This window comes from Providencia sp. M-27 (assembly GCF_011077905.1).
Taxonomy (GTDB): Bacteria; Pseudomonadota; Gammaproteobacteria; order Enterobacterales; family Enterobacteriaceae; genus Providencia; species Providencia huaxiensis.
The window spans coordinates 134,897-153,002 of the sequence record NZ_JAALBT010000008.1; the positions used below are offsets into that span (position 1 = coordinate 134,897).

Annotated in this window: 20 protein-coding genes; 7 read left to right on the plus strand and 13 right to left on the minus strand. The window is 40.5% G+C overall.

Annotation, left to right across the window (positions count from 1 at the left end; genetic code table 11):
• Nucleotides 1-134 precede the first annotated feature (134 nt).
• The 6 genes from G6Q48_RS13310 to fliF are packed head-to-tail and all read right to left on the minus strand — an operon-like array spanning nucleotide 135 to nucleotide 6,714.
• The gene (locus G6Q48_RS13310; protein ID WP_166266920.1) at nucleotides 135-1,502 is read right to left on the minus strand and encodes a flagellar hook-length control protein FliK; all 1,368 of its coding nucleotides are present in this window, start codon (nucleotides 1,500-1,502) and stop codon (nucleotides 135-137) included.
• Nucleotides 1,503-1,946: a flagellar export protein FliJ gene (gene fliJ, locus G6Q48_RS13315; protein ID WP_102139621.1), complete on the minus strand. Its 444-nt coding sequence runs from the start codon at nucleotides 1,944-1,946 to the stop codon at nucleotides 1,503-1,505.
• An 11-nt stretch (nucleotides 1,947-1,957) separates the two neighbouring features.
• Nucleotides 1,958-3,322: a flagellar protein export ATPase FliI gene (fliI, locus tag G6Q48_RS13320; protein WP_102139622.1), complete on the minus strand. Its 1,365-nt coding sequence runs from the start codon at nucleotides 3,320-3,322 to the stop codon at nucleotides 1,958-1,960.
• Entirely contained in the window at nucleotides 3,319-4,047 is a 729-nt protein-coding gene (gene fliH, locus G6Q48_RS13325; RefSeq protein ID WP_102139623.1) for a flagellar assembly protein FliH, read from the minus strand. Before fliH ends, fliI begins: the two co-directional genes overlap by 4 nt.
• On the minus strand, nucleotides 4,040-5,032 hold the full coding sequence (gene fliG, locus G6Q48_RS13330; RefSeq protein ID WP_004255600.1) for a flagellar motor switch protein FliG: 993 nt from the start codon (nucleotides 5,030-5,032) through the stop codon (nucleotides 4,040-4,042). Before fliG ends, fliH begins: the two co-directional genes overlap by 8 nt.
• Nucleotides 5,029-6,714 (minus strand): flagellar basal-body MS-ring/collar protein FliF, encoded by a 1,686-nt coding sequence (gene fliF, locus G6Q48_RS13335; protein ID WP_166266922.1) that lies wholly within the window; start codon nucleotides 6,712-6,714, stop codon nucleotides 5,029-5,031. The genes fliG and fliF overlap by 4 nt, the downstream gene beginning before the upstream one ends.
• Nucleotides 6,715-6,960: 246 nt before the next feature.
• On the opposite strand from fliF, the gene fliE reads away from it, so the two are divergent.
• The 3 genes from fliE to cspE all read left to right on the plus strand — a co-directional run bounded on the left by fliE (nucleotide 6,961) and on the right by cspE (nucleotide 8,493).
• On the plus strand, nucleotides 6,961-7,272 hold the full coding sequence (fliE, locus tag G6Q48_RS13340) for a flagellar hook-basal body complex protein FliE (protein WP_102139625.1): 312 nt from the start codon (nucleotides 6,961-6,963) through the stop codon (nucleotides 7,270-7,272).
• A 454-nt stretch (nucleotides 7,273-7,726) separates the two neighbouring features.
• On the plus strand, nucleotides 7,727-7,939 hold the full coding sequence (locus tag G6Q48_RS13345; RefSeq protein ID WP_102139631.1) for an AAA family ATPase: 213 nt from the start codon (nucleotides 7,727-7,729) through the stop codon (nucleotides 7,937-7,939).
• Nucleotides 7,940-8,280: 341 nt separating this feature from the next.
• The gene (gene cspE, locus G6Q48_RS13350; RefSeq protein ID WP_102139626.1) at nucleotides 8,281-8,493 is read left to right on the plus strand and encodes a transcription antiterminator/RNA stability regulator CspE; all 213 of its coding nucleotides are present in this window, start codon (nucleotides 8,281-8,283) and stop codon (nucleotides 8,491-8,493) included.
• 93 nt (nucleotides 8,494-8,586) lie between these two features.
• Here cspE and aes read toward each other — a convergent pair whose 3' ends face one another.
• From aes to G6Q48_RS13365, 3 genes are all read right to left on the minus strand, one after another.
• The gene (gene aes / locus G6Q48_RS13355) at nucleotides 8,587-9,552 is read right to left on the minus strand and encodes an acetyl esterase (protein WP_166266924.1); all 966 of its coding nucleotides are present in this window, start codon (nucleotides 9,550-9,552) and stop codon (nucleotides 8,587-8,589) included.
• A 215-nt stretch (nucleotides 9,553-9,767) separates the two neighbouring features.
• Entirely contained in the window at nucleotides 9,768-9,899 is a 132-nt protein-coding gene (locus G6Q48_RS13360) for an entericidin A/B family lipoprotein (RefSeq protein WP_166266926.1), read from the minus strand.
• A 552-nt stretch (nucleotides 9,900-10,451) separates the two neighbouring features.
• A complete protein-coding gene (locus G6Q48_RS13365; RefSeq protein WP_102139322.1) occupies nucleotides 10,452-10,919 on the minus strand; it encodes a DUF1097 domain-containing protein in 468 nt (155 codons plus the stop codon).
• A 486-nt stretch (nucleotides 10,920-11,405) separates the two neighbouring features.
• On the opposite strand from G6Q48_RS13365, the gene G6Q48_RS13370 reads away from it, so the two are divergent.
• Complete coding sequence (locus tag G6Q48_RS13370; protein ID WP_166266928.1) at nucleotides 11,406-11,906, plus strand: hypothetical protein; 501 nt, start codon at nucleotides 11,406-11,408, stop codon at nucleotides 11,904-11,906.
• Nucleotides 11,907-12,041: 135 nt separating this feature from the next.
• Here the strand turns inward: G6Q48_RS13370 and G6Q48_RS13375 are convergent, their stop codons facing one another.
• Nucleotides 12,042-12,959, minus strand: coding sequence for a YadA C-terminal domain-containing protein (locus G6Q48_RS13375; RefSeq protein WP_242685814.1), 918 nt, complete (start codon nucleotides 12,957-12,959; stop codon nucleotides 12,042-12,044).
• 735 nt (nucleotides 12,960-13,694) lie between these two features.
• On the opposite strand from G6Q48_RS13375, the gene def reads away from it, so the two are divergent.
• Nucleotides 13,695-14,204 (plus strand): peptide deformylase, encoded by a 510-nt coding sequence (def, locus tag G6Q48_RS13380; RefSeq protein WP_166266930.1) that lies wholly within the window; start codon nucleotides 13,695-13,697, stop codon nucleotides 14,202-14,204.
• A 53-nt stretch (nucleotides 14,205-14,257) separates the two neighbouring features.
• Here def and fliT read toward each other — a convergent pair whose 3' ends face one another.
• From fliT to fliD, 3 genes are read right to left on the minus strand one after another with little or no spacing between them, the layout of a single operon-like run.
• Nucleotides 14,258-14,647, minus strand: a complete 390-nt coding sequence (fliT, locus tag G6Q48_RS13385) for a flagellar protein FliT (RefSeq protein ID WP_102139318.1) — start codon at nucleotides 14,645-14,647, stop codon at nucleotides 14,258-14,260.
• Nucleotides 14,637-15,035: a flagellar export chaperone FliS gene (gene fliS, locus G6Q48_RS13390; protein WP_004909969.1), complete on the minus strand. Its 399-nt coding sequence runs from the start codon at nucleotides 15,033-15,035 to the stop codon at nucleotides 14,637-14,639. The genes fliT and fliS overlap by 11 nt, the downstream gene beginning before the upstream one ends.
• 18 nt (nucleotides 15,036-15,053) lie before the next feature.
• On the minus strand, nucleotides 15,054-16,496 hold the full coding sequence (gene fliD / locus G6Q48_RS13395) for a flagellar filament capping protein FliD (protein WP_166266933.1): 1,443 nt from the start codon (nucleotides 16,494-16,496) through the stop codon (nucleotides 15,054-15,056).
• A 196-nt stretch (nucleotides 16,497-16,692) separates the two neighbouring features.
• Between fliD and G6Q48_RS13400 the strand changes: the two genes are divergently transcribed.
• Complete coding sequence (locus G6Q48_RS13400; RefSeq protein WP_166266935.1) at nucleotides 16,693-16,854, plus strand: hypothetical protein; 162 nt, start codon at nucleotides 16,693-16,695, stop codon at nucleotides 16,852-16,854.
• A gap of 22 nt (nucleotides 16,855-16,876) precedes the next feature.
• Nucleotides 16,877-17,986 carry a FliC/FljB family flagellin gene (locus G6Q48_RS13405; protein ID WP_166266937.1) on the plus strand — a complete coding sequence of 370 codons (1,110 nt, stop codon included), beginning with the start codon at nucleotides 16,877-16,879 and terminating at the stop codon, nucleotides 17,984-17,986.
• The last annotated feature ends 120 nt before the right edge of the window (nucleotides 17,987-18,106 follow it).

Here is an 18,106-nt window from a genome sequence, read left to right on the forward strand (position 1 = left end):
AAACCCAGATGGGTTTTTACGTTATGATCTCTAGCATTATGGCTTGGTTGCCAAGAGTTAAAGGAGTGAAAAACGAAACAAAAAGGCGGTAACTCGGCGCTTTAGCTAGGAAATTACCGCAATTTGTTTATTTTTTACGCAAAAGTGTTAATGCCACCTTGTCGTGATGCTGTTGTTATTGGTGAAACAGTTGTATTCGCTTCGCTAATACCAACAGCTCCCATGGATGGATGTGTTGCTTGAATTTGTCCATCGTGTTGGTGGGTACTTTGTTGCGGGTTATCTGACTGATGGTTCAAATTATCTTGACCGACAGAGCCTTGAGCTAGGTGAATGCCACTTTCTTGTAGTGCGCTACGTAGCACAGGCATCATGGACTCCATTGCGGCTCGCACATGACTATGCGGGGAGACAAAGTGCATCACGGCTTGGTTATCTTCGATACGTAAATGCACATTGAGCGAGCCTAACTCTTCTGGGTGCAAACGAATCTGTGCCTGAGATACCCCTTGGCGAGAGAAAAATAACATATGTTGGCTTAATTGCTGCTGCCACGCTTCGCTGCCTAATTGGCTAGCTAAATGCATAGTTGGTGTTGCCGTGGGCGCATTCATTGTAGCGGCCTGTGTGGTAGTTGCCGTTGGCATCATACTAACTGGCATAGTTGTTGTGTGCTGTGAGGATGTGGTGGTAAAAGCGCCAGTTTCAGTTTGTAGTGTAAATGCGCTTTTCGTGGTTTGGTTTAGGGCCTCGCTGGAAACATTTTGTAGGTTTAATACTGGGTCTTTATCACTCACTTTTTTATTCAATGGCATAAAATCAGCAGTTAAATTTTTGCCACGTATATCGCGTTGGTTATCAAGGGGAAAAAGAGACTGATCACGGCGTTCTTCTTTTTCATTCTTAATAAATACCCCAAGTTCAGGGCTGTCTTCTTCGCCTGCGATTTGTTGCTGTGAGCTTTCAAGGTGTTTGCCATCATCTTCATTAATGATGCCATTTGTATTATCCGTTAGATGCTGCATTTTTTGAGTAAATGCGCCTAAAACTGGATGGGATTCAGTTTTGATTGCCGTACTCGCCACCGTTTGCACTTGGCCAGTTAATGACTGTTTCAAGTTATTTAGCCATGCTTGTTTGTTGGTATCTTTGCCTGTCAATAACTCTGTATTAAGTGCAGTTTGCACGCTATCGGCACGCAAGTTACGGCTAAAGTTCAGTTGTTCAATTGTGTTTTCAGCATTTTTTTGCCCAACTTGGGTTTGTTCAACAGTTTCTTTACTCGCTATTGCCAGTTTGTTGTCAACAATGTCTTTGTTAAGCGCTTCTTCATTGACTGGTTGATTGGCGGCATTTTGTTTTTCAATCGGTTGCTGGTTATCAAGCATGGCTTGAAAGGGGAGTGCAGGGGCTTGATTTTCATCAGCGCGCGATTCATTTTGTTGTATATTGCCATTTTTAGTCGATGATGCGGCTGGCACATTCAGGGCATTGATGTCCATTTATTGAGGTCTCCGTAAAGTCGCTCGCTGAGCAAACTCGTCCATTTGTTTTTGTTCTAAGCGGTTTTGACGTTGGTATTCAGTATGTTCAGCACGTTGAATTAATGTGTCGAACGCATTGACACGCTGTTGTTTTTCTTGCCAATGACGGTTAGCTTCGCTAACGCGTTGTTCCCATAAATTTAGTTGCTGTTGCTGTTGTTCGATGGTCAGTTCCAATGTGACCAAAAATTGCTGATAATTCTGCCACTTATCCGATTCCATACCCGTATGTAAGGTTTGGTTGAGTTTTTGACGATACTCGGATTGGTAGTTTTCCAACATATTCAGTTGCTGCGCCATTTGTGTATGGGTTTGGCGCACTTGAGCTAACACCTTAGCCGCTTCTTCTGAGGCTTCGACGGCTAAGGTGAGTAATGTTGTTAAGGCATTATTTTTGGCCATTTATCCCCTCGTTATTCGTTGGGAACTACTTGAGTGAGCTGATCACATGCGGTTTGATAGTCACATCGCTCATCAATATCCTGCTGTAAAAAAGTCGACATTCGCGGATAATATTGAATTGCCGTATCTAACATGGGGTCACTGCCCATGGCGTACGCACCCACGTTAATTAAGTCTCGGTTACGTTGGTAACTGGAGGTTAACTGTTTGAAACGTTGAATTTTTCGGTAATGCTCTTTAGGAATGAGCTCCGTCATTGCTCGGCTAATGGATGCCTCGATATCAATCGCAGGGTAGTGCCCTGACTCAGCCAGTGATCGTGAAAGGACAATATGACCATCCAAAATCGCACGAGCCGAGTCGGCGATCGGGTCTTGTTGGTCATCTCCCTCAGTTAAAACGGTATAGAAGGCCGTAATTGACCCACCATTTTTCCCATTCCCCGCACGCTCAACTAAAGCAGGTAATTTGGCGAAAACAGAAGGTGGGTAGCCTTTAGTTGCTGGCGGTTCACCGACGGCTAAAGCAATTTCACGTTGTGCCATACTGTACCGGGTAAGTGAGTCCATAATCAGCAACACACTTAAGCCTTTATCGCGAAAATATTCTGCGATACGAGTGGCATAAGAGGCGCCTTGCATGCGCAATAGAGGGGACACATCGGCGGGTGCAGCAACGACAACAGCACGTTTTAAGCCATCAGCACCTAAAATATTTTCAATGAAATCTTTAACTTCACGACCACGTTCACCGATCAACCCAACCACGATAATATCGGCTTGAGTAAAGCGTGCCATCATGCCGAGTAATACACTTTTACCTACACCAGAGCCAGCGAATAGGCCCATACGTTGGCCTCGGCCAACTGTTAATAACGCATTGATTGCCCGAACACCGACATCCAATACACTGCTAATAGGTGTTCGCTCCAATGGGTTAATTGGTGGGGTAATTAAGGGGGCGCGTGTTTTTACCTCTAATGGGCCTTTTCCGTCTAATGGGTTGCCTTGGGCATCAAGCACTCTGCCTAATAATTCATTACCAATGGGGAGTAAGCGGCTGGTTTGCCCGTCATCTCCGGTTGATTGTGCATAAACACGCGCACCAGGAGCGATCCCTTCGAGGTCAGCTAATGGCATAAGTAGCATTCTTGGGCCGTTAAAACCGACGACTTCACAGACTACCTCGTCTGAGCCGCCATTAATTGAGCGCTCAATAAAACAAGTTGCCCCTAAAGGCATTTTAATGCCTTCGGCTTCCATCACTAAGCCGGTGATTTTTGTGAGGCGGCCATAACGACGCACCATCGGGATCCCTTTCATCCGCGACTCTAAATCGTCCAACGAGGCAATCCAGCGTCCCAATCGTGCAGTCATGAAAAGCTCTCCGGTGCATATAAACGGCACAACTCTTGCCAGCGTGTCGCTACTGTCATATCAATTTCACCGTCTTCTGCGACGACACGGCAACCACCGAGATGCAATTTAGGATCTGCCACTAAGCGCCAACCATTTAAGTTGAGCAGGGAACCGAGATGCTGTTCAATCAATTCAAAATGATTTGGGTTGACGTGCAGTTCAGGCTGCCCTGCAAAAATTGGCTTTTGCTGCAGTAAGTGGCTGATTTCTTCCAGCAAAGCAGTGCCATCACAAACGGTAGATTGTCCTAACACTTGCTTCGCTGCGGTTAAAGCTATCTGTAGTAGCTTTGTGGTTACCACCGTATCAAAGGTATCGAGTGAATAATTAAATTCAGACAGCAATTTTTGCCATGTTTCAATCACGGGTTGTTGCATAGCGAGCGCTTGCTCACGCCCTTGTTCTTCTCCAGCTCGCAAGCCTTGCTCAAAGCCTGCTTGGTAACCTTCTTGCTGGCCTTTTTCATGCCCTTGTTGGAAACCAGTGCGCTGAGCATCTTCTTTTATGTTATCGAGCAAGTTAATTTGCTCTAACACTTCTTTTGGCTCAAGGCACGGGACTTTTGGCGCATCAGGCTCAGGGACATCGCTTAGTGCGGGGATACCTGAGTTGAGGTCCCATTGATTAAGCTCACGCAGTTGCCAAGGTTGCCATTGGTCATTTGGAATTGTTGACTTAGACATAGACATCGTCTCCACCACCTATAGCGATTTCGCCTTTTTCGACTAAACGGCGAACGATAAGCAAAATGGCTTTTTGTTCGTTTTCCACTTGAGACATACGTACAGGAGAGCGCGATTCCAAATCGTCGCGCACGATTTCTGCAGCACGAGCGGCCATATTGTTGAGGAAGTGGTCGCGCAGAGCTTGGTTGCTGCCTTTGAGGGCAATAACCAGTGAGTCTGTCGAAACATCCTGCAAAATACGTTGAATGCTGCGGTTGTCCACCTCGATAAGGTTTTCGAATAGGAACATTTCGTCAATAATGCGTTGAGCCAGTTCACCATCGTAATCACGCATTGCATCGATAACGCTTTCTTCTTGCTGGCTTTTCATCAAGTTGATGATTTCTGCCGCAGTTCTCACGCCACCCATTTTGCTGCGTTTGAGGTTTTGGCCATCCAGTAAGTTGTTCAATACCTCGGTTAATTCCGCTAATGCAGCAGGTTGGACACCACCGAAGGTGGCGATACGTAACATAATATCGTTGCGTTGGCGCTCTTCGAATAATTCGAGGACATCCGCTGCAAGATTGCGTTTTAAGTGAACCAAAATAGTCGCGATAATTTGCGGATGTTCATCACGGATAATATCGGCAACGGTTTGGGGCTCCATATAGTTGAGGCTTTCGATCCCCGAGGTTGTTTCTTGTTTTTCAAAGATATCCTCAAGTAAGCTTGCAGCGCGTTCTTCGCCAAGTGCTTTCACCAATACAGAGCGCAGATAGTCATTCGTGTTGATATTGAGAGCCGCGAATTGGATCGCTGACTCTTCAAATTCCGTTAATACTTCTGCCAGTTCGTTATTTGAGATTTGGCGCATGTTTGACACTGCCATACTCAATTGTTGAACTTCTTTAGGATTCAGGTGCTTAAAGACTTCTGCAGCCTGATCTTCACCGAGCGTCATTAACATCACGGCACTTTTTTCTGTTCCACTTAAACTCATTGGGATTTTCCTAACCACTGACGGATAACCATTGCCACGATTTGTGGGTCTTTTTCTGCCATTTCACGTATGCGTTGGCTTTGGATTTCAGCACTAACACGTTGACGAGTCAGGCGACGGCGTGTTTGCTCATCCATTTCTTCATCAATCGCTTCATCAACCACGAGCGGAGTTTTCAGTTGCGTGGCAACAAAAACCTCAGCTTCGGCTTGGGCTTGCTGTGTCTTACGGTATTTAACCCATTGTGGTTTGATACCAAAACGCCACATAAACCAAGCAATAATGGCAATAAGCAGTATTTTTCCGTAATCCAGAAGCTGGGCAATAAATTGTGGGCTTTCAAGTAACGAAGGCACTTCTTCAATAGGTGTCTCATTGGTAAACAATGAATTCGTAATATTGAGAGAATCACCTCGTGCAGTGGAAAAACCCATTGCTTCGCGTGTTAATGCTTCAATTTGTTGCAGCATCTCTGGCGGTAATGGTTTCATTTCTGGGCCATTTTCACTGTCTTGTGAATGGTAATTGACAATAACTGCGACCGAGAGCCTATCGACGACACCAATTTGCCGTTGGGTATGACTAATTTTGCGATCTACCTCGTAATTCGTCGTTTCATCGCTTTGTGAGTTCGAAACGCTATTACGGTTATTTGCAGTTTGAGTGCCATCTTTATTGTCTTTATTGGTTTCAATTGGTGCATTTGGCGCACTAACGGGTTGATTAGAAAGCGCACCAGGCACTCCACCTGTTCCGCCATTGTTATTTTGCATACTTTGGCTGTTTTGGCGGGAACGAATAGCGGCGCTATCTGGTGTTTGGTTGGGTTTATATTCCTCTGAAGTTTGTTCAACTTTTGAGAAATCCATTTGTGCGGTGACTTGTGCGTGGATATTAGCGCGCCCTACGAGAGGGGATAGAATATCTTCGATGCGCTGTTTAAGATGGGATTCCATCTCTTTGGTCATTTTAATTTGTGCGCTGTTCGCCGATTGCTGGCTATTATCGTTATTGGTGAGTAAGCGACCCGCTTGGTCAACAATAATGACATTACTGGCTGTTAGGCCTGTTACGCTACTCGATACCATATGGACAATGGCGCTAATTTGTCCCTCATCAAGCATTCTTCCCGGTAATAAGCCAACCGTCACTGAAGCGGTTGGTAGCTTTTGCTCTCGTACAAATAATGTTGGTTTAGGAATGGCTAAATGCACCCGAGCACTTTGTACTGGGCTTAGTGATTCAATAGTTCGAGAGAGTTCACCCTCTAATGCGCGTTGGTAGTTGATTTGCTCACTAAATTGGCTGATACCAAATTGTTCTTTATCTAATAATTCAAAACCGGTATTGCCGCCTTTGGGTAAACCTGATTGAGCGAGTTTTAAACGTAATTCATGCACTTTATCTGCAGGAACTAAAATAGCGCTACCATTATCAGCAATTTGATAAGGCACATTCATCTGAGTTAGCTGGCCAACAATATCGCCACCATCTTTAGCACTTAAATTGCTAAGAAGTACACGGTAGTCAGGGCTGCGTAACCAGAGGAGAAGGGCGACAATAATTGAAACAGCCGCAGCTGCCGCAATCATTAACGGTATTTTAGGATCAGCTTTAATCCTTTCAACTATAGAGGCAAAACCCTTTTTGGCCTCCCCCGTGTCTTTAGATGCGGCACTCATAAATATTCCCTGCTTGGCAGACTACTAGACGGATGAAAATACTTTTGGTGAAACAATGTTATTTCCCTCTTCGTAACGTCACTTTTTCACTTTGCTATTATTTCTTGTTTTTGAGGGTTCTAATGACGGAATCAGCCTATAAAATTGGTGTTATTTATCGGCTTCAAGTTAAAAAGGGTGTGATAGGGTAAGCTGGCCAATATAGGTTAGTGAAAAATTCACAGTAATTAATAAGAAGAGAATCGAATGACAGTTCAAGCGATTGAAGGGGTTATTTCACAATTAAATGTCGTGGCAACCCAAGCCACTAACCCAATTAAACCAGCAATTGAGCCAGTTGGATTTGCTGACCATCTGGTTGCTTCGGTAAATCAAATTAATAAAACGCGTAATGATTCAGCGAAGCAAGTTGAAAACTTCACTTTAGGAAAGCAAGATATTTCCTTGAATGACGTGATGGTTGATATGCAAAAAGCGAGTTTAAGTTTGCAAATGGGAATTCAGGTACGTAATAAGCTGGTGGCAGCGTATCAAGAGATTATGTCTATGCCTGTGTGATTTAGCTATCAGTTTGAATATGATAAATTGATTGCCTTGCTATTACTCTTTTGGGGAAGTGGTGGGGCATTTTTATTGCCAATAATAATCAGTTCGCATATTGTAATTAGGTACTAAAGCATAGGAAGAACAGTATGAAACAAATTATTGATAAGTGTTTTGTTATGGTTTCATTCGTGATTGTTGGGTTATCATTTGTATTTGCTGGCGGGCTTCCGTTTGATCCAACTGAGAAAAACAGTCAATTATAACTATAATGGATTACAAAATTTGCAAGCTGCGTAATGCGGCTTTTTTGTTATCTTAAATCCTACTTTATATATTGTTGTGAGTCATCAATACTCATTTTATCAACGAAATATCAAAATAATAATTTAGAACACTGAAAAGTATTGGTATGATAAATAAGTACATATACTTAGTATTTTATGCGAGAAAAACACAAGCAATCATTATGAAATTAATTACCGCACTATTTTGCCTTTTTTTAATTACAGGCTGTACATTCACGCCTTCCTTTGAACCTAATAAATCAACATGGCCTAAACCACATAAAGACACCCGTTCATCGGAACAAATAAAAGCCGATAGAGAAGCGGTTCATGAACAACAGCGAGCTGTAATGAGAGGTGAAAGACCGGATTACGGTGTTTTTGATAGGTACTAAGCATGACAACGCACATTATAGTGAGATAACTAACTGCTTAATATTTATAATATTATTGGATTAAATGATATCTATATTATTTACAATTAATGCGTGAAGTATTGGTGTGGCAAATGGATTGCAAAAATAATATTTGCCATTTGGTTATAAGTGTGGCTTAATATGCTCACTGGTTTGGAAGTACAGGCCTATTTATGTTAGTCAGTTTTAAGATGTTCACCATTAAGCGTTATCTCAGATACCACTTCATTGCGAATTCCTTCTAATTAATTCCCATAAGTACCACAAGAAACAAACCGCAACATGCCTTATGGCAATTTTAAAAAATTAAAGGAAATTCTATGTCTAATACAATGACTGGTTCAGTAAAATGGTTTAACGATGATAAAGGTTTTGGCTTCATTACACCTGCAGATGGCAGCAAAGATGTATTTGTTCATTTCTCTGCAATTCAAAGCGAAAGCTTCAAAACTTTAGCAGAAGGCCAACAAGTTACATTCACCATTGAAAATGGTGCGAAAGGCCCAGCAGCAGCTAACGTTATCGTAAAATAACGATAAACTAAAAGCTAAGAATTCAAAACCTCGCCAAGTGCGAGGTTTTTTCGTTTTAACTCTGTGCTATTTTCAATAAATACTGTATGAATATCATAAAAGTTGTTTGATAAAATAATTTGCGCCATCACGAATTGCTTCATCTGAAATTTGCATCATGCGTGAGTAATGTAAGAAGGCATGTAAAGTACCTGGGTACATTTTATATTCACAAGGCATATTGTTAGCGTCGAGTGTTCGGAATAAAGCCAAGCTATCATCTAATAGCGGGTCAAATTCCGCACTAGCAATAAAGCAAGGTGGGATGCCGTAGGTTAAGTTATTATTGAATAAGCAGTAATAAGGGGCACTTCTATCACCATTTTCCCCGAGATAGGCATTATCATAATTTTCTAAATCTTCTTTTTGTAACCCATCCCATTCCCCACCATATAGCTGTCGGCTGATTGAATCCTGCAAGCCATAAAGCCCATACCACAATAAAACGGATTTAATATTAGCATTTTCTATAGTGTTATCTCGTAACCAAAGGACAGATGCAAGAGATAACATTGCGCCAGCTGAGTCACCTGCAAAGCCAGTTTGTTGCATATTGATATTATGCTGTGCGGCATTTTGTTGATAATACTGATAAACGGTGGATATTTCTTCAATGGCTTGGGGGTAGCGAGCTTCAGGGGATAATGAATAATCAACTCCAATAACTGTACAGCCCGAATATAGTGCCAGTAAGCGCATAATACGTTCGTGAGTCTGTAAATTACCTAAAATAAACCCACCGCCATGGAGATAAAATAAGGTGGCTGATGGGGATTTAATCGGCTGAAATAGTCGAGTCAAAATATTGCCATATTGAGTTGGTACTTGAATATCGTAAATATTGTGCATCATTGGTGCTTCTGCATTCCAATATTTTCTATCTTCTATATACGCTTGTCGCATTCCGTAATAGCTGGTGTCAATAGGGGAAGGGGATGGGTTTTCTGCATAAAATTGCATTACAGACTGCATTTCAGGTGAAATGTGGTCTAACACATTAATTTTATTTTTCGGGTTCATTATGCTCTCCTAGCTGGATAGTTTCCATTGTAAAAGAGAGACATAATTAAGTTGTGATCCTGTTAGCCAATATTAAAATGTCCTACGTTTTAATAGAGTCGGGTTTAGGAATTTATTGGTACTTCAATTTATATACCAAGCGGTGAAACAGTCACCGGTTGGTATATATACCAGTTTTAGTCGAGGTAGCTAATATTTAAGGATGGCGGTAATCATCATTTGGCTGCTCTTTGTATGGCTTTGCCACCTGCTTCGATATCCTCACCAACACCTTTGGTGGTATTGCATGCGCTTAAAGAGAATACGACAGCTAATGAACATGCTAAAAAACAAATTTTTTTAATCATATCTTCTTCCTTTCGTTAGATTCAATTGCAGGTCATAAGATATTTCTTGTTTAAGTATAACAGAAAAATAAGAATACACTTTTAAGCCCCCATAATTTTATGGGTTGATAATGCAAATTCTACTAGTCCATCATTCTTTTTTGTCTGTGTTTTTAGATTAACAAGCTAGATTATTGATTATTAAAAGTGAATTACACTAAAATTTAAAAGGTAGGGTTTTAGATATTTTTGATAAATGCGGGATGCAGAAAAATCCGAATTACATAATGTAATTAAATTAATGAATATAGGAGGGGTCGATATTTGACCAGTTACATAAGCTTGGTTAATATAAAATAGAGTTTAATCTTAGGATATTATCATTTTATTAACAATATTGTCGTTATTATATTTGTAAGTGTAAGTAAGAATACTTAAAGTGCTGTCTGATTAATTATTAGTTAAATCAAAATGTTATATCTTGCCGCTGGGGAAATTTAATGTAATATCGAATTCGTTTGAAATTCCCTTGGTTTCATTGATTTATTTAAACCGCCACATTGGCGGTTTTTTTTAGCCTTTATCCGATGAGAACTTTTCAAATAGCCAAAGTCCACTCTTCTTCATTGCAAAACCAAATAACACACCGATGAGTAATGATTGAATAGTCACCAACCAAGCACCTTCCGTGGCAAAAATAGTACAGGTACCGACAAACGTACCGGGTATATAAGAAAGCCACTGTTTTTTCGCTTGTATACACATCAAAAAGGCAACTATACCGGTAACAAAGTACCCTACAAAGTGAGGTAATTGTTGCAGGTAGTCACCGCTATGAAGGATCACTAAACCCCAAAATACGCCGCTACAAACAGTTAATGTGGTCACACCTAGGCCTTTAAGCCCATTTTTAGGGTAAGCGAAATAAGCCGTACAGCCTAAAAAGCCTGCCCAGCCGATTAACCCTAAGCTATCTGCAACCCAAGCCCATACTCCAGAGAGAATGGCGGTTGTTAAAGAAAGACAAAATAGTAATTTCACAATATATACTTTACGTTATGGTTATTTATTAATAATACTGTTAATAAATGATTATCTGTAGCCTGTTCATCAGTGACAAAACCATCAGTGACAAAAACCGAGCTGCTACAAAATCAATTCATCATAAAGTGAAGTTGTAACGATTCAGCTATATTATTATTCGAGAGCCTTCTAGGGGTTTTAGGTATTGCTAGAGGGGTAACTGATTAATAATATGATGGTTATCTGTAACTGTCGTGACTCTGGGGCTGTATAAAGCAGAGCATTGTATAGAGCCAGCGGAAATCTGGCAATGAGTATACGCTGAATTATATGTTTTAACTTTATCTTATTGATAATGATTAATTATATGTGAATCTCGTGTTAAACAAATCACTTGAAATTTGAAAATCAATTTGTGAGTGAGTTACTGGTTGACGGTTTTTTTACTTTAATTTAACCCCTTCCCCCTGTAGCATAAAGTAAATTGGCGAGTGAGGTGAGAGTATGAAATGGATGATAGCTGGGGCTGCTGCGCTGTTGTTGATTGGGTGTGATGATACATCGACCGCACCATTTGGCTTAAACTGGGGTCAAAGTATGGATAGCATCAGCTTTATTAAGGCGGGGGATTGCCAAGTAAGCGGCAGTAAAACCGTTTGCACTTTTGGGCAACAAAAGCCGTTTAATGATTGGAGCTATGAAAACCAACTCACTTTTGATGGCGGTGTACTCATTCAAGTTGCAACTACACTTGTTGGGGTCGAGGATTATGCTTCACCCAAACCCGATTTTGCTAACTTTCAACAAAAGCTAGAAAATGAAATGGGCTATTTGACAAAACTGGGTTTTAACTCGCAAATTGCCAGTGAAGTTCTCACTCAATGCCAGTCTGAAACCAGCTGTAATAAAGTGAGTGAGTCATCGAACACGCGTATCGGCATGTCTAACCTTTGGGTTACTATTAACTCAACACCAATCGCGATTGTGACTTATCACCAAGGTTAATTTTAACTTAGAGATTGTTAATTTAGATATTGGCCGATTAAGGCAATTAAAAATAGTACCAATATATCATTGGTACTATTGGTTAATGTTATATAAATTATTTATAAGGTTATATGAAAAATAGGCGTTAGAGAGTTACCAACCGAAGGCGACACCCGCTCCGATAACGGCAGCATCTGAATTATTCCAAGAAACAGAACTGCGTAAGTTGATATTTTCTTTTAGTTGATATTGAGCCCCGGCAGCGATCGCTGAGCCATTTTTGTAATTCCCCACGCCAACTCCAGCACTAAAACGGGTATTTGTTGCGTAAGGGATATTGCTCATTGCAGCAACGGATGCAATACCCGCATTTGCTTCTTGGGCACGCTTATCTATTTTGCTATCAAGCTGGCTGACCCCATGGTCAAATTTATTTTCTAACTTTGTGAATTTAAGTTCGTTCGCTTTTTGCGTTTTTACGGCATCACTTTTTAGGGCCTTGATTGACGAGGTATTTCCAACGACTTTTTTATCGAGATCCTGAATGTTAGTATTTAATTGTTCAGTGACTTGGTCGGCTGCATTTACACCAATTAATGCACCTTGCATATATAATTCAACTTCTTTTAATTTTGAGTCAAATGCATGGTGTTTTTTTTCTCTATCTTTGTTTATTGAGGTAACTTGGTCATTAATTAAATCAGTGTTACTTTGTATTTTTTCAGCGTTTACATTGTAATAATCAAGTATAGAATTATCTACGGTATCTCGTAACTTTGCTAACTCGTTTCGTATATTCGTAGTTTCTGATTTAAGCCTATTGTTATTATTTTTCTTTAATCTATTAATGCTATTATTAAAACTTGAATCCATCTGGCCTATTTGGTTATCAATATTATTGATTCTTTCATTAATACCAACAATGCTTTTAACGTTGTTTTTGATGTCATATGCGTTGATATCACTTAATGTTGGTGCGGGCTTTGAAAATGAAGTGTTGGCTGCTGCATTATAAGATAAATCGCTGAGTAATATAGCCACTAAGTGACGAGCTAATGCTTTCTTTTCCATGTGTTAATTTCCGTATTATTTAAATTATTATCTAAAGAAGAGTGAAGAGGGGATTTGTTTTTCTCAACTTATTTATAATAGGGTCATTTCTCTGGCGGGTAAAATCGATTTTTTAAATTATATTTGTTCGGAATATTCGTGTTTTACTGGAATAAATACAGTGCTATCTATTTTACATATGGAATATAGGGTTGCTTATTTGAATGAATTATAAAATGCAATGCTTATTATTTTTTATGTATTAATTCAATTGAAAATAACTTCAATGTGGCCTAAATATATTCTGATGAGGAAACTGTAAAATGCAAAAATAGTAAAACGTTAAAATAGTATAAGCAAAGAATGCCCATCAGAGGGTGAAGCTAAAAATGGCAGGAAGCCTACAAAGAAGCACCATTTTTTCTATTTTAGATGTTTTTTTTCAAATAACGTGTTATTTTTCTGTAAAATTTTATGTGTCTTGTGTTGCTTAAGTAGATAGGTTAAGTAGGCTAGCGCTAATTTATTGATGTTTAAAATAAAATTATCTATCTGGTTAATAATGCCACTTTTTGCATGTTGTTGATGAAATAGAAAGACGATAATATTTTGTCTGTTCGCCATACTTCACTGGCAGGGCTGTGACGGCAGTTAACGGCTTTAAAACCGTGGTTATTGCATGTCGTCACTGTAGTTTAAAGTATTTTGAATTATTGATATTTGAATAAAAGCAATCGAATTTATAGGGTTTAAATTATGGCAGTAAGAGAAATTATTGAAATTCCAGATGAACGACTGCGCATTAAATGCAGCCCAGTGACAGATTTCGCTGCAGTACAAACCTTAATCGACGATTTGTTAGATACCATGTACAGCACCGATAACGGCATTGGCCTCGCTGCTACGCAAATTGCTGAAACTAAATCCATTATGGTGATTGATATTTCAGAAAACCGTGATGAGCCGATGGTATTTGTTAACCCTGAGATTGTCGAAAGTGAAGGGGAAACCAGCTACCAAGAAGGCTGCTTGTCAGTACCGGAAATCTACGCGGATGTAGAGCGTTTCCTGCGCGTTAAAGTGAAAGCGTTCGATAGGTACGGTAAAGCGTTTGAAGTGGATAGCGACGAGTTCTTAGCGATTGTCATGCAACATGAAATCGACCACCTACACGGTAAAGTGTTTCTTGACCATTTGTCTCCGTTAAAACGCAATATGCTGTTGAAAAAACTGAAAAAGCAGCAACGTTTAAAACAGCAACAGTAGGCTGTAATCCGAAAGGGAAGAGGGTGTCAGGTTTGTTGGCCTGACACTTAAATTCATTCCATGGGGCGAACGACTAACGGGGTGTCTGGCTCATCAAATTGGCCATAGCTATTATTGAGTACCCGTTTTTGGTCTAATTGCTTAATTTCTTTGCTTAAAAAGTTTAAATGCTGTTGTAAATATTCTTTAGTAACACGTTCATTTTCGATAATTTTATGCAGTAACTGAATAAACTCTTCAGTGATGGGCTGCTGTTGTTCGAACGCTTGCGTTAACTCGGTGAGGTTTTCCACCGCAAGGACATATTCTGTCTCTCGGGAGACCAACGTCTCCCATTCCCCGGATTGCGCTAAGGCAACTAAATTTTCACTTAATACTAAGACATTACGGTATATTTCTTGTAAATCGATAGGATTTTTATTGTCCACCTGATTATCTTTCATCCACATTTGCACCGATTTGTTGCCACGCAGAGGCGATATCGGAGAGTAACTGGTAAACTTCTTGGACATAAGCCACGTTGTTTTCGAGGTTGGCGCGAAGTAACTGCATTGTCATGTACTCATACAAACTTGCTAAATTTTCTGCAAGTTCGCCGCCAGCTTCATAATTTAACGACTGCTTTAACCCAGTGTCAATGATGTCGATAGCTTTTGAGATTTCTTTACCTTTTTCCGCCACCTTACCTTGCTGCATAAAAATCTCCCCGCGTTTCAGGGCACTAAGGGCCCCTTTAAACAGGATTTGGATTAATTGGTATGGGGTCGCGTTGGTGATTTCACTCTCCAAATCGACCTGCTGATAGGCTTGCTGTGCGTGTCGTTGATACATGTTTTTAACCTAAAAGTATTAGCCTAATAACCGGCCTAATGAATTACTGGTGCTGTTCAGTGACGTCATCATTTTGTCCAAGTTTTGGAACTGACGGCGGTGTAAATCCATGGTGTTTTCGATCTGTTTATTGGTCTGCTCAATACGTTTGTCTAAGCTTTTCTTTTTCTTTTGGATACCATCGGTGGCGTTGTGCAGGGTGCCTTCTTTGCTGTCCAAGGTGTCTTTCAAGTAGTTAAAGTTTTCAGTACCAAAACCGGTTTCTTTACCGTCACCAGCAAAAAATACTTTGACGCTCGATGGGTTTTCTTTGAGGACTTTATCCAGCACTTTATTATCAATTTCTAAGGTGCCATCCAGTTTTTGCTTAATCCCCATTTTGCTCAGAGTGTCGATGTCCCCACTTGCTTGAGGAGCCCGAACTTGCGTGCGCAGGGTGCTCTGGATCATGCGTAAAGTGGAATCACCAATCAGTGGACCATTGGTTTTATCTGGCGCGGTGCCTTTTTCCGTTGGCGTGTATTTGGTGAGTTCTTTGGCTAATGTTTGGAATTCGTTATAGGCATCCACCCACGCTTTAATTTTACCTTTGGCGGGTTCGATATCTTCAGAAACGATTAGGTGGTCGGCTTTACCGTCTTCGCTTTCTTTTTTCAGCGTTAAGGTTAAACCGGGAAACAGGTCTTTGGCTTCATTGGTTTGTGACTCTAATTTGAAATCATCAATTTCTAGTAAGGCGGTTTGTGGGGCTACTTTTTGCACCATACCACTGGTGTCGGCATTTTTTAAGGTGACCTTACCATCCGCATCAATTTCAGACTCAACATTAAGAACAGCAGCCAGTTTGTCATCACCTTCCACATTGATGCTAATACGGTTTTCACTACCTTCTTTTTTAGAAGTGACGACAAGGTGGTAAATATTGTCTTTGTCTTTAATGACCGATGCGGAAACGCCTTTATCGGTTTTATTGATGGCATCGGCAATTTCAATCAGTGAAGTGTGCTCGTTATCCAGTTTGATAACGATTTTATCTTTATCTTCTTTTTGTGACGGTTGGGTGATAGTAATGGTTCGCTCAGGGGCACCATTGCCCAGTAATTCTTTGTTGCTATTGTTTGGCGTGCCTTTGGTAGCGATTGTTTGCGCTTTTGCTAACTGAGTGACTAACACATCATGCACACCCGCGACCGCTTTGCCGTCAGTTTTTACATCAAAGGCCTTATATTCACCATTGACTTTAGTGGTACTGATATCACCATATTTTTTTAAGTCCTCGGCGGCTTTTTTTAGTTTTTCTAAGGACGATTGCATTTTGCCAAAGGCGCTAATTTGCGCATCATAACTGGCTTTTTGCGTGGTCAGTGGCTCTAAACGACGGCGCTCCATCGCTTCTAATTGGTCCATTTGGACGTTTAAATCTAAGTTTGACCCGATACCGAGTGTGGATATTCCTGCCATGTTCTCTCCTACGCTATGTCAGCGACATAAATCTTGAATATAAAAACTATTTAGACTGATATCGGCCAAGGGGAGCAAAATTTTAGACTATTCTGAAAAAGAGTGATGGGAGGAGCTGACACTGGAAAGGTAGGTAATTATCCCTATTGAAATTAAATAATAAGAAAATTAATAAAAATTAATGGATGTGTTAAAAATGAAAGTGTTAAAAATAATGGCACAAAAGCGGGCTGTAAAGCCTTTTCCAACCTTACAGATAAAATTTTTCATTAAAAAGCCTAAAGGGGACTTTTTTGTAGCCGATAACCTAGTTGCTGACGAAATTCATCAAGTTAAGCATTTTGGCTTAACGCATTAATTTGAATAATAAGGATCACATCATGGCACAAGTTATCAATACTAACATTTTGTCTCTGACCACTCAGAACAACTTAAACCGTTCACAAGGCGTTTTAGGTACGGCGATTGAGCGTTTATCTTCTGGTTCACGTATCAACAGCGCAAAAGACGATGCGGCAGGCCAAGCGATTGCTAACCGTTTTACGGCTAACGTTAAAGGTTTAACCCAAGCAGCACGTAATGCTAACGACGGTATTTCTATCACACAAACTGCGGAAGGTGCAGTTAACGAAATCAACGATAACTTACAACGTATTCGTGAATTAACGGTTCAAGCGAAAAATGGTTCTAACTCTGAATCAGATACAAAATCAATTCAAGAAGAAGTGGATCAACGTTTAGCTGAAATTAATCGTATTTCAGAACAAACACAATTTAATGGAGTTAAAGTTCTTAGCCAAGATACTAAAATGGCAGTACAAGTAGGAGCTAATGACGGTGAAAAAATTGACATCGAATTAAAGAGAATTGACCGTGAAACTTTAGGTTTAGAAAAATTTGACCTGAACTTTACTGGTTATGGTAAGGCTGCTACTAGTGTTAGTGTCACAATAACAGGCAACGCTGAAACTCAAGAATTAGATACTACGGCTATAGATGCGAAAGTAGCAGCTGGCACTATTAAGTCCTATGAAGTTTTAGAGTCTATTGACGCAAATGGAAATGTTGATCCAACTAAGTTAGTTGTAAAAACAACAGATGACAAAGGTGTCGTTGCCTATAACGAGGCTACAGTTACCGCTGGTGCTACTGGCGCAAAAGCAAAAATTGATGTAGGGACTACAGAAGTTGCCCCTGTTGCAGGTGATAAAGCGAATGCGAAACCACTTGAAGCTTTAGATAAAGCATTATCAACAGTTGACGGTCTGCGCTCTTCTTTAGGTGCGATTCAAAACCGTCTTCAATCAACTATCAACAACCTGAACAACTCTGTTAACAACCTGAGCGCAGCACGCAGCCGTATCGAAGATGCTGACTTCGCAACAGAAGTTTCTAACATGAGCCGTGGTCAGATCCTGCAACAAGCAGGTACTGCTGTATTAGCGCAAGCTAACCAAGTTCCACAAGGTGTTTTAAGCCTGTTACGTTAATTCGTGATTGGTTGATTATACTGAAGGCCAGCGATACTGGCCTTTTCTTTATCGAACGGTCGTCATACTTCAAGTTGTAGATGCGTTGGCTTCACAAGGTCACCCGAATCACATACTTTA

Bases quoted from the DNA above. Each gene is read 5' to 3' on its own strand.
- G6Q48_RS13345 (WP_102139631.1), top strand. From the start codon at position 7,727: ATGAAATTAATTACCGCACTATTTTGCCTTTTTTTAATTACAGGCTGT.
- G6Q48_RS13310 (WP_166266920.1), bottom strand. From the start codon at position 1,502: ATGGACATCAATGCCCTGAATGTGCCAGCCGCATCATCGACTAAAAAT.
- aes (WP_166266924.1), bottom strand. From the start codon at position 9,552: ATGAACCCGAAAAATAAAATTAATGTGTTAGACCACATTTCACCTGAA.
- fliG (WP_004255600.1), bottom strand. From the start codon at position 5,032: ATGAGTTTAAGTGGAACAGAAAAAAGTGCCGTGATGTTAATGACGCTC.
- G6Q48_RS13370 (WP_166266928.1), top strand. From the start codon at position 11,406: ATGAAATGGATGATAGCTGGGGCTGCTGCGCTGTTGTTGATTGGGTGT.
- fliT (WP_102139318.1), bottom strand. From the start codon at position 14,647: ATGAAAGATAATCAGGTGGACAATAAAAATCCTATCGATTTACAAGAA.
- fliJ (WP_102139621.1), bottom strand. From the start codon at position 1,946: ATGGCCAAAAATAATGCCTTAACAACATTACTCACCTTAGCCGTCGAA.
- cspE (WP_102139626.1), top strand. From the start codon at position 8,281: ATGTCTAATACAATGACTGGTTCAGTAAAATGGTTTAACGATGATAAA.
- def (WP_166266930.1), top strand. From the start codon at position 13,695: ATGGCAGTAAGAGAAATTATTGAAATTCCAGATGAACGACTGCGCATT.
- G6Q48_RS13375 (WP_242685814.1), bottom strand. From the start codon at position 12,959: ATGGAAAAGAAAGCATTAGCTCGTCACTTAGTGGCTATATTACTCAGC.
- fliD (WP_166266933.1), bottom strand. From the start codon at position 16,496: ATGGCAGGAATATCCACACTCGGTATCGGGTCAAACTTAGATTTAAAC.
- fliE (WP_102139625.1), top strand. From the start codon at position 6,961: ATGACAGTTCAAGCGATTGAAGGGGTTATTTCACAATTAAATGTCGTG.
- G6Q48_RS13400 (WP_166266935.1), top strand. From the start codon at position 16,693: ATGAAAGTGTTAAAAATAATGGCACAAAAGCGGGCTGTAAAGCCTTTT.
- fliI (WP_102139622.1), bottom strand. From the start codon at position 3,322: ATGACTGCACGATTGGGACGCTGGATTGCCTCGTTGGACGATTTAGAG.
- G6Q48_RS13405 (WP_166266937.1), top strand. From the start codon at position 16,877: ATGGCACAAGTTATCAATACTAACATTTTGTCTCTGACCACTCAGAAC.
- fliH (WP_102139623.1), bottom strand. From the start codon at position 4,047: ATGTCTAAGTCAACAATTCCAAATGACCAATGGCAACCTTGGCAACTG.
- fliF (WP_166266922.1), bottom strand. From the start codon at position 6,714: ATGAGTGCCGCATCTAAAGACACGGGGGAGGCCAAAAAGGGTTTTGCC.
- fliS (WP_004909969.1), bottom strand. From the start codon at position 15,035: ATGTATCAACGACACGCACAGCAAGCCTATCAGCAGGTCGATTTGGAG.
- G6Q48_RS13360 (WP_166266926.1), bottom strand. From the start codon at position 9,899: ATGATTAAAAAAATTTGTTTTTTAGCATGTTCATTAGCTGTCGTATTC.